Origin of the sequence: Roseicyclus sp., from assembly GCF_052168335.1 — a bacterium.
Taxonomy (GTDB): domain Bacteria; phylum Pseudomonadota; class Alphaproteobacteria; order Rhodobacterales; family Rhodobacteraceae; genus Roseibacterium.
This window is the reverse complement of the sequence record NZ_JBQLZP010000662.1, coordinates 1-7,414: the sequence shown is the minus strand read 5'-3', so window position 1 is coordinate 7,414 and position 7,414 is coordinate 1. Positions and strand designations below refer to the sequence as shown.

Annotated in this window: 12 protein-coding genes; 8 read left to right on the top strand and 4 right to left on the bottom strand. The window is 72.1% G+C overall.

What is annotated here, in order from left to right; translation table 11 throughout:
• Positions 1-19 precede the first annotated feature (19 nt).
• From ACTS11_RS20205 to ACTS11_RS20175, 7 genes are all read left to right on the top strand, one after another.
• On the top strand, positions 20-820 hold the full coding sequence (locus tag ACTS11_RS20205) for a response regulator (protein WP_442642080.1): 801 nt from the start codon (positions 20-22) through the stop codon (positions 818-820).
• Between the two features lie 58 nt (positions 821-878).
• The gene (locus tag ACTS11_RS20200; protein ID WP_442642079.1) at positions 879-1,712 is read left to right on the top strand and encodes a formate/nitrite transporter family protein; all 834 of its coding nucleotides are present in this window, start codon (positions 879-881) and stop codon (positions 1,710-1,712) included.
• 66 nt (positions 1,713-1,778) lie between these two features.
• The gene (locus ACTS11_RS20195) at positions 1,779-2,003 is read left to right on the top strand and encodes a hypothetical protein (RefSeq protein ID WP_442642078.1); all 225 of its coding nucleotides are present in this window, start codon (positions 1,779-1,781) and stop codon (positions 2,001-2,003) included.
• Positions 2,004-2,033: 30 nt separating this feature from the next.
• Positions 2,034-2,225 carry a PLD nuclease N-terminal domain-containing protein gene (locus ACTS11_RS20190; RefSeq protein WP_442642077.1) on the top strand — a complete coding sequence of 64 codons (192 nt, stop codon included), beginning with the start codon at positions 2,034-2,036 and terminating at the stop codon, positions 2,223-2,225.
• A gap of 62 nt (positions 2,226-2,287) precedes the next feature.
• Positions 2,288-2,458 (top strand): DUF1328 domain-containing protein, encoded by a 171-nt coding sequence (locus tag ACTS11_RS20185; RefSeq protein ID WP_442642076.1) that lies wholly within the window; start codon positions 2,288-2,290, stop codon positions 2,456-2,458.
• A 135-nt stretch (positions 2,459-2,593) separates the two neighbouring features.
• Entirely contained in the window at positions 2,594-2,791 is a 198-nt protein-coding gene (locus tag ACTS11_RS20180) for a CsbD family protein (protein WP_442642075.1), read from the top strand.
• 3 nt (positions 2,792-2,794) lie between these two features.
• The gene (locus ACTS11_RS20175; protein ID WP_442642074.1) at positions 2,795-3,313 is read left to right on the top strand and encodes a pyridoxamine 5'-phosphate oxidase family protein; all 519 of its coding nucleotides are present in this window, start codon (positions 2,795-2,797) and stop codon (positions 3,311-3,313) included.
• A gap of 77 nt (positions 3,314-3,390) precedes the next feature.
• Here ACTS11_RS20175 and ACTS11_RS20170 read toward each other — a convergent pair whose 3' ends face one another.
• From ACTS11_RS20170 to ACTS11_RS20155, 4 genes are all read right to left on the bottom strand, one after another.
• Positions 3,391-4,518, bottom strand: coding sequence for a site-2 protease family protein (locus tag ACTS11_RS20170; RefSeq protein ID WP_442642073.1), 1,128 nt, complete (start codon positions 4,516-4,518; stop codon positions 3,391-3,393).
• A gap of 210 nt (positions 4,519-4,728) precedes the next feature.
• Positions 4,729-6,156, bottom strand: coding sequence for a dihydrolipoyl dehydrogenase (locus ACTS11_RS20165; protein WP_442642072.1), 1,428 nt, complete (start codon positions 6,154-6,156; stop codon positions 4,729-4,731).
• Entirely contained in the window at positions 6,156-6,746 is a 591-nt protein-coding gene (locus ACTS11_RS20160; protein ID WP_442642071.1) for an HPF/RaiA family ribosome-associated protein, read from the bottom strand. Before ACTS11_RS20160 ends, ACTS11_RS20165 begins: the two co-directional genes overlap by 1 nt.
• Positions 6,747-6,817: 71 nt before the next feature.
• Entirely contained in the window at positions 6,818-7,033 is a 216-nt protein-coding gene (locus ACTS11_RS20155) for a dodecin family protein (RefSeq protein WP_442642070.1), read from the bottom strand.
• A gap of 175 nt (positions 7,034-7,208) precedes the next feature.
• Between ACTS11_RS20155 and ACTS11_RS20150 the strand changes: the two genes are divergently transcribed.
• Positions 7,209-7,414, top strand: a 206-nt coding sequence (locus ACTS11_RS20150) for a hypothetical protein (protein ID WP_442642069.1), incomplete at its 3' end; no start/stop codon positions are given.

The following is a 7,414-nucleotide window of genomic DNA, read 5'->3' as shown; positions in this document are numbered from 1 at the left end:
CACGAGCGAAAACAGCGGCTTGGGCGACGCCCTTGCCCGCGATGTTCCCTATCTTCGACGATACGCGCGCGCGCTGACCGGCTCGCAGGAGCGCGGCGACCGCTACGCGGCGGCGACGCTCGAGGCGATCGTGAGCGATCCTTCGGTGATCGACCCGGGCCACCAGACGCGGATCGAGCTCTTCCGCTGCTTCCACGAGATCTGGAGCAGTTCGGGCGCGCTCGTCGAGGACCCCGACGCCGCCGACCGGCTGCTGGAGCAGCGTGCCCAGTGGCGGCTCAGCGGGCTGTCCGTCAACACGCGCGAGGCGCTGCTCCTCAGCGCGATCGAGGGGTTCCCTCCCTCGGGCGTGGCGCGGATCCTCTCGGTCTCGAACGGCGAGGCGGCCGACCTCGTGGAGCGCGCGCGCGACGAGATGGGCCGGATGCTGACGGGCGAGGTCCTCATCATCGAGGACGAGGCGATCATCGCCATGGACCTCAGCGCCATCGTCGAGAGCATGGGGCATCGCGTCTGCGACATCGCCCGCACGCGCGAGGGCGCGGTGGGCGTGGGCGAGCGCAAGCGGCCCGACCTGATCCTCGCGGACATCCAGCTCGCCGACAAGTCGTCGGGGATCGACGCGGTGAACGACCTGCTGGAGCGGCTGGGCGACGTGCCGGTGATCTTCATCACCGCCTTCCCCGAGCGGCTCCTGACCGGGGAGCGGCCGGAACCCGCGTTCCTCATCACCAAGCCCTATTCGGAGGAACAGGTCCGCGCGGCGGTCAGCCAGGCGATGTTCTTCGCCTCGACCGAAAGCCTGTTGCAGGCGGGCTGAGGCCCGTCCGCGGCGGGGCGCGGGGAGGGCCAACCCCTTCGCGCGCCCGCGTGACCCCATGACCGGCGGCAGGGACCCCGAACAGCAGGAAGACGCGATCCGCGACGCGGGGCGCCTCTCCTCGAAGATGATCTACGAGGTGGTCCGGCGGGACGGCGACGAGGAGTTGCACCGCCCGACCCCCTCGCTGATCTGGTCGGGGACGGCGGCGGGCGTGCTGATCTCCTTCTCCGTCCTCGGCGAGGCGATCTTCAGGCGCAGCCTGCCCGATACGGACTGGCGCTATCTCGTCGAGAACCTCGGCTACAGCTTCGGCTTCCTCCTCGTGATCCTGGGGCGGATGCAGCTCTTCACGGAGAACACGATCACCACCGTCCTGCCGCTCGTGGCGCGGCGCGACGGGGAGACGCTGCGCCTCGTCATGCGGCTCTGGGGGATCGTGCTCTGCGCGAACGTCGTCGGCGCGGCGGTGGCGGCGGCCTTCCTCGCCTGGTCGGGCGCCTTCGAGCCGCTGCTCCTCGAGACGATCCGGGGCCTGTCCGAGCACGCCACCGGCTTTCCACCCTGGACGGCCTTTCTCAAGGCGATCCCGGCCGGGATCATCGTGGCGGCCATCGTCTGGATGATGCCCGCCCAGCACGGCAACGAGGTGCTGGTGATCGTCCTCTTCACGTGGCTGATCGCGGCGGGCGACTTCACCCACATCATCGCCGGCAGCGTCGAGATGTGGTTCCTCCTCTTCACGCGCGATCTCGCCGTGGAGGCCGCCATCCTCGACTTCTTCGTGCCGGTGCTCGCGGGCAACGTCGCGGGCGGAACGGCGGTCTTCGCGCTGCTGGCCTGGGGGCAGGTCCGCGCCGAGGTGCCGCACGCGGGCGATCCCGACGCCTGAGGGAACCCTGGGCCGGAGGCCTGCGTTGGTCCGCCAAGGACCGGAACCGCAACGTCAGGACAGGCAATGACCCCTCCGAAGACCAATCTCGAGACGCAGACCCGGCGCCACCGGGGGCCGATCATCGGCATCACGCTGGCGCTGGCCTTCGTGGCCGTCGTCATCATCGCGGCCTTCCTCTGGGGCGGCTGGCCGCTCTCGGAGCAGGCGGCGCCGGACGGCGTGCCCACGGAAGTCGCGCCCGACGCGGTCGAAGCACCCGCCCCCGTGCCCGCCCCCGTGGACGAGTGACGCCGCGAACCTCATCGAAAGGACATGGAAATGCTGGAACTCTCGGGCATCGGAGGGCTGATCCTCCTCGTCCTGGACCTCTGGGCGATCATCTCGATCATCGGCTCCTCCGCCGGAACGGGGAAGAAGGTGCTCTGGTGCCTTCTGGTGATCATCCTGCCGCTGGTCGGCTTCATCATCTGGCTGCTCTTCGGGCCCCGGGCGGACTCGCGGCGGGCGTGAGGCCGGGAACCAAGCGGGGTGTCCGCGGTTCTTTCCCGGCACATGCAGAAGGAGTGAAAACCATGCTTGGATGGGCACTTGCATTCCTGGGGATCGCGCTCGTCGCGGCCCTCTTCGGGTTCGGCGGCATCGCCAGCGCCTCGGCCGGGATCGCGCAGATCCTGTTCTTCATCTTCATCGCGCTCTTCGTGATCGCCCTGATCGCGCGGGCGGTGCGCGGCCGCTCTCCCTGACGGGCCGTGACGGGCCCTGACGGGCCGTGACGGGAACGACGCCGCGCTCGGCGCGTTGAAGAACGAGACCATGGCGGGCCCGCGGGACGGGCCCGCCGCACTTCCAGAAGGACCAATTCCAGAAGGAGACCAGCGATGGACCGCGACGTGATCGAAGGCAAGTGGAAGGAGATCAAGGGCCGCCTGCGCGAGAGCTACGGCGAGCTGACCGACGACGACATCGAGGCGGCGAAGGGCGACCGCGAGCAGCTCGAGGGCATGCTCCAGCAGCGGCTGGGCAAGTCCAAGGACGAGGCCCGCACCGAGGTCGACCGGCTCTTGTCGCGGGTCTGAGCCATGACGGATCACAGACCCGAGGACCATGACGCGGCCGTGGACGCGCTCTGGAAGCATCTCGACAAGGAGAGGGTCGGCCTTCTCTGGATCGAGGGCAGCGACCAGCATCCGCAGCCCATGACGCTCTTCGCCGACCGCGAGGCCGGGGCGGTCTGGTTCGTCACCTCGTCGGAGACGGACCTCTTCCGCAGCCTCGGCATGGGCAAGGGCGCGCGGCTGACGCTCCAGGCCGACGGCAACGGCTACATCGCGAGCCTCGAGGGCCGGCTGGAGCCGGTGACGGACGCGGAGAAGCTGGACGAGATCTGGTCCTTCGCGCTGGCTGCGTGGTTCGACCACGGGCGTGACGACCCGGCCGTGCGGCTGATGCGCTTCGCCCCGGTCGAGGCGTCGGTCTGGGCCTCGCGGAACAACCCGGTGATCGTGGGGCTCAAGATGATGCGCAAGGCCATGGCCGAGGGCGAGAGCAACCCCGACATCGGCACGCACGACGTGTTCCGGCTGCGCCTCGTGGCCTGAGGTCTCGAAGATGCTTGCGGGGAAGGGGCGGTGGCCGGAAACGGCGCCGCCCCTTCTGCCGCCCCTTCTGCCGTCGTTCAGGCCGGGCGACCCCGCCCCTCCAGCTCCTCGCGGATCGTGAGGTGGGCCATCACGTCCCGCATCGTCAGCACGCCGCGGAGCGTGCCGTCCTCGACGACCATCAGGCGGCTCGTGCCGCGCGACTGCATGACGCGCAGCGCCTCCATCGCCGGAAGGCCGGGCGGCACGGTCGCCGGGCTCTCCTCCGGCAGAACGTCCTGCGCCGTCCTGCCCGCGCGCGCCTCGGGCGGCACGCGGCCCACGTCCTCGATGCGGATGCAGCCCGCGAAGCGACCGTGCCGGACGACGGGGAAGACCGTGTGGCGGTGGCGGTAGAAGTAGTCCTCGACCACCCGCTCGAGCGGGGTGTCGTGCGGCACCGCGATGGGCTGGCGCACCATGAGGTCGCGCACGCGCAGCCCCTCGAGCCCGGTGCGCATGGTCATGTGCGCCTCCGACGAGCCCGCCGCGCTGATGACGAAGAGGCCGATCAGCGCCTGCCAGATGCCCGCGAAAGACGCTCCGCCGACGAGGTTCCAGACCCCGAGCAGGATCAGGACCGCGCCGAAGCCGCGCCCGAGCCCCGCCGCGATCCGCGTGGCGCGCGCGTAGTCGCCCGTCCAGCCCCACATCGCGGCGCGGAAGATGCGTCCGCCGTCGAGCGGGAAGGCCGGCACCAGGTTGAAGACCGCCAGCACCAGGTTGATGAGCGCGAGATAGCCGAAGAGCGCGCCCGCGAGCCCGCTCGGCGCCAGGCTCGCGACGCCCCAGAACAGGGCGGCGAGCGCGAAGCTCATCACCGGGCCCGCGGCGGCCATGAAGAACTCGGACCGCGCGTCGGGCGGTTCGTCCTCCATCTCGGCGACGCCGCCGAAGATGAAGAGCGTGATGTTCCGGATCGGGATGTCGAAGCGCCGCGCCACGATGGCGTGCGAGAACTCGTGCAGCAGGATCGACACGAAGAGGCCGAGCGCCCCCGCCGCGCCGAGCCACCAGGCGGCCTGCGGCCCGAGGCCGGGAAGGACGCCGGGGAAGTAGCCCGTGGCGAGCGACCAGGTGACGAGCACGGCGATGACGAACCACGAGAGGTCCAGCCCGACGCGGAAGCCGAGGATCGTGAAGAGGTCGATGCGCTTCGTCAGCAAGGTCGTCTGCCCTCCGTCGTTTTGGCCCCCGTCATTCTGGCCCCATCAGTCTGGCCCCGTCGTTCTGGCCCCGTCGTTCTGGCCCCGTCGTGCCGCGTCCCTCATGCCGGGTCCGTCATCCCGGACCCGTCGCGGTGGCCCCTTCATTATGGCGCCGCACCCGCGCCGCGCATGGTGGCACGACGGCGCGGGCCGCCGCCTTGATGCGGATCAGGACGCGGCAGCGTCCTCGCAGCGGATCGCGTCGAGCGCGCCCGGACGGGCCTGGCAGCTCCGCCGCGCGTCGCGCAGCGCCCGGCGCAGGACCTCCTCGTGGGTCGGATGGTAGACCGGCATCCGCAGGATGTCCTCCACCCCGTCGCCGCGTCCGATGGCATGGGCGAGGAGGTGGGCGAGATGCTCGACCTCCGGCCCGAGGAGCGCCGCGCCGAGGAGGCGGCCGTCCGCGCGCGCGGCGTAGATGCGGACCGCACCGCCCGCCGCGCGCTGGAGGCGCGTCCGCCCCGCGCCGTCGAAGGCCGCCGCCCCGATTGCGATCCCGCCCTCGCGCGCCGCGATCTCGTCCCAGCCCGCGCCCGCCAGCGCCACCTGCGGCTGGGAGAAGACGATGGACAGGGGCACGCGGCGCTCGAAGACGGCGTCCTCGGCCCGGGCGGCGAAGTGGCCCGCGACGCGCCCCGCATCTGCGGCCTCGTGGAGGAGCGCGGGCCCCGCGCCCGCATCGCCCGCGAAGTAGGCCCGCGTGCCCTCCGGGTTCAGCCGGCCGCGCCCGAGGCCCGCCACGCGCCCCGCCTCGAGCCGCACGCCGAGCGCGTCGAGCCCGAGCCCCTCGAGGTTCGGCGCCCGGCCCATGGCGACGAGCACCGCGTCGACCTCGACCGTGCCCCCCGACCAGCGCATGAGGATCGCCCCCTCGGGCCCCGGTTCCGGTTCGGCCTCGGCGGGGACGAGGCGCATCTCCGCCCCGATCGCGTCCCGGAGGCGGGGCATGAGCCCGGGATCGGCGAGGCCGCCGAGGGTGGGGCCGGGGTCGAAGCCGGTCACGTCGAGGCCGAGCCGGGCGAGGCCTTGGCCGAGTTCCAGCCCCACCGGACCGAGGCCCATGACGGCGATGCGGCGGGGCAGGGCCTGGCGCTCGAAGATGTCGTCGGAGGTGAGGATGCGGTCGCCGAACCGTTCCCGCCAGCCGGGCGGCACGACCGGGCGCGAGCCGGTGGCGATCACGCTGGCGCGCGGGCGGAAGCGCTGTCCGCCCGCCACCAGCGTGCCGTCCGGCTCGAAGCGCGCGGCGTGGGGCACGAGGTGGCCGGCTCGCCACTCAGCCATCCCCCCGATCACGCCCGCCACCATGTCGTCGCGCAGCGCGCGCGTCTCAGCCAGCACGCGCGCGGGGTCGGCCGAGAGCCCCTCGGCCCCGTCGATGCCGAGCCCGGCGAAGGCGTGGCGGCGGTGGAAGTCGTGGGCCGATTGCAGGAAGGCCTTGGAGGGCATGCAGGCCGTCCGCGCGCAGAGCGTGCCGAGCGGCCCCGGATCGAAGACGCGGTAGCTGTCGGTCCGCTTGGCCACCTCGGCCCGCGCGGCGAGGCCCGCCGTGCCCGCGCCGAGGATGGCGACGTCGAGGCGTTCGGCGCCGGGCATCAGCGCGCGGGCTTCGCCGCCGGGTCGTATTGCATGGTGCCGATCCGGCGCACGGTGCTGGCCTGCGGGCCGAGCTCGCTCTCGTCGGTCTGCACCACCAGTTCCACCGGGTCGCGGGGGCGCAGCTCGTCGAAGCTGCCGTCCACGACGCTGTTGCGGTGGAAGTAGACGAGGCGCTGGTCGGTGGCGACGATCTGGCCGAAGTCGCGGTCGTGGTGGATCTCGACCACCTTGCCCTGGAGCGGGCCGTCATGGGTCTTGATCTCGCCCGTCACGCGGTCCTTCCAGCGCTTCAGCTCGCGGTCCATGGCCGCGAAGGCGTTGCGGATGGCGACGGCGAGGTGCTCGTGCTCGGCCACGTCGTTCTGGTCGTAGCGCACCACCAGTTCGTCGCCGGGCACGCGGACCTCGATCGTCACCTCGTAGCGGTTGCCCTGCCGCTGGCTGCGGTGGGGCGCGCGCAGGTAGACGTGGCAACTGGTGATGCCGTCGTAGAAGCCCTCGAGATGGGCGACCTTGCCGGCCACCAGGTCCTTGATCTCCTCGTCGGGCTCGATGTCGCGGAAGGCGAGTTCGAGGGGCGTCTGCATGCCATCCCCCTTGGGCGCTGTTGCGGTGCGCCCGGTCAACGTGCCCGGACGCCCTGCCGTTCCACCCCGCCTCAGTCCCCGGCCGTGCCGTCGAGCCGGAAGGTGATCTTGGCGTTGACCCGGTAGCTGACGATGCGGCCGCCCTCGACCTTGCCGGTCATCTCCTTGACGTAGACCGACTGGATGTCGCGGAGCGATTCCGACGCCTTCGAGACCGCCGCCTGGGCGGCCGCGTCGAAGCTGTCGGGCGATTCCGCGAGGATCTCGATGACCTTGAGCGTGGACATGGGTGGCGTCTCCTCTGTCGCGGGGCGGCCCCGGCGGCCGCCCTTCCCGTGGCGCAGCCTGCGCGCCGGACGCGGCGGGCGCATTCACCGGGGTTAACGCGGCGGCACCCCGTCGGCTGCGCGCCCGTCGGGAACGCCGCCGGGGCTCGGGCGTTGTCAGGAGCGGAGGTGCGCCTTGATGGAAAGCCAGTGGAACGGATGCCCCAACTGCGGCGGCGGCGCTTCGGAGCCGCCGGGAGAGACCACGCGCGACGCTGCGGGCGCGGTGTTCGGGGTGCGCTCCACCTTCCTTCCGCCGTGCTGGCGCCTCGCCGATCCGGTGGCCGCGCGCGCGCTCGCCGCGCTGGCCGAGGCGACGCGCCGGGCCGTGCCCGCCGGGCG

What these genes read in the sequence shown, in the direction of transcription:
- ACTS11_RS20200 (WP_442642079.1), top strand. Translation starts at nt 879, where the DNA reads ATGACCGGCGGCAGGGACCCCGAACAGCAGGAAGACGCGATCCGCGAC.
- ACTS11_RS20195 (WP_442642078.1), top strand. Translation starts at nt 1,779, where the DNA reads ATGACCCCTCCGAAGACCAATCTCGAGACGCAGACCCGGCGCCACCGG.
- ACTS11_RS20190 (WP_442642077.1), top strand. Translation starts at nt 2,034, where the DNA reads ATGCTGGAACTCTCGGGCATCGGAGGGCTGATCCTCCTCGTCCTGGAC.
- ACTS11_RS20185 (WP_442642076.1), top strand. Translation starts at nt 2,288, where the DNA reads ATGCTTGGATGGGCACTTGCATTCCTGGGGATCGCGCTCGTCGCGGCC.
- ACTS11_RS20180 (WP_442642075.1), top strand. Translation starts at nt 2,594, where the DNA reads ATGGACCGCGACGTGATCGAAGGCAAGTGGAAGGAGATCAAGGGCCGC.
- ACTS11_RS20175 (WP_442642074.1), top strand. Translation starts at nt 2,795, where the DNA reads ATGACGGATCACAGACCCGAGGACCATGACGCGGCCGTGGACGCGCTC.
- ACTS11_RS20165 (WP_442642072.1), bottom strand. Translation starts at nt 6,156, where the DNA reads ATGCCCGGCGCCGAACGCCTCGACGTCGCCATCCTCGGCGCGGGCACG.
- ACTS11_RS20160 (WP_442642071.1), bottom strand. Translation starts at nt 6,746, where the DNA reads ATGCAGACGCCCCTCGAACTCGCCTTCCGCGACATCGAGCCCGACGAG.
- ACTS11_RS20155 (WP_442642070.1), bottom strand. Translation starts at nt 7,033, where the DNA reads ATGTCCACGCTCAAGGTCATCGAGATCCTCGCGGAATCGCCCGACAGC.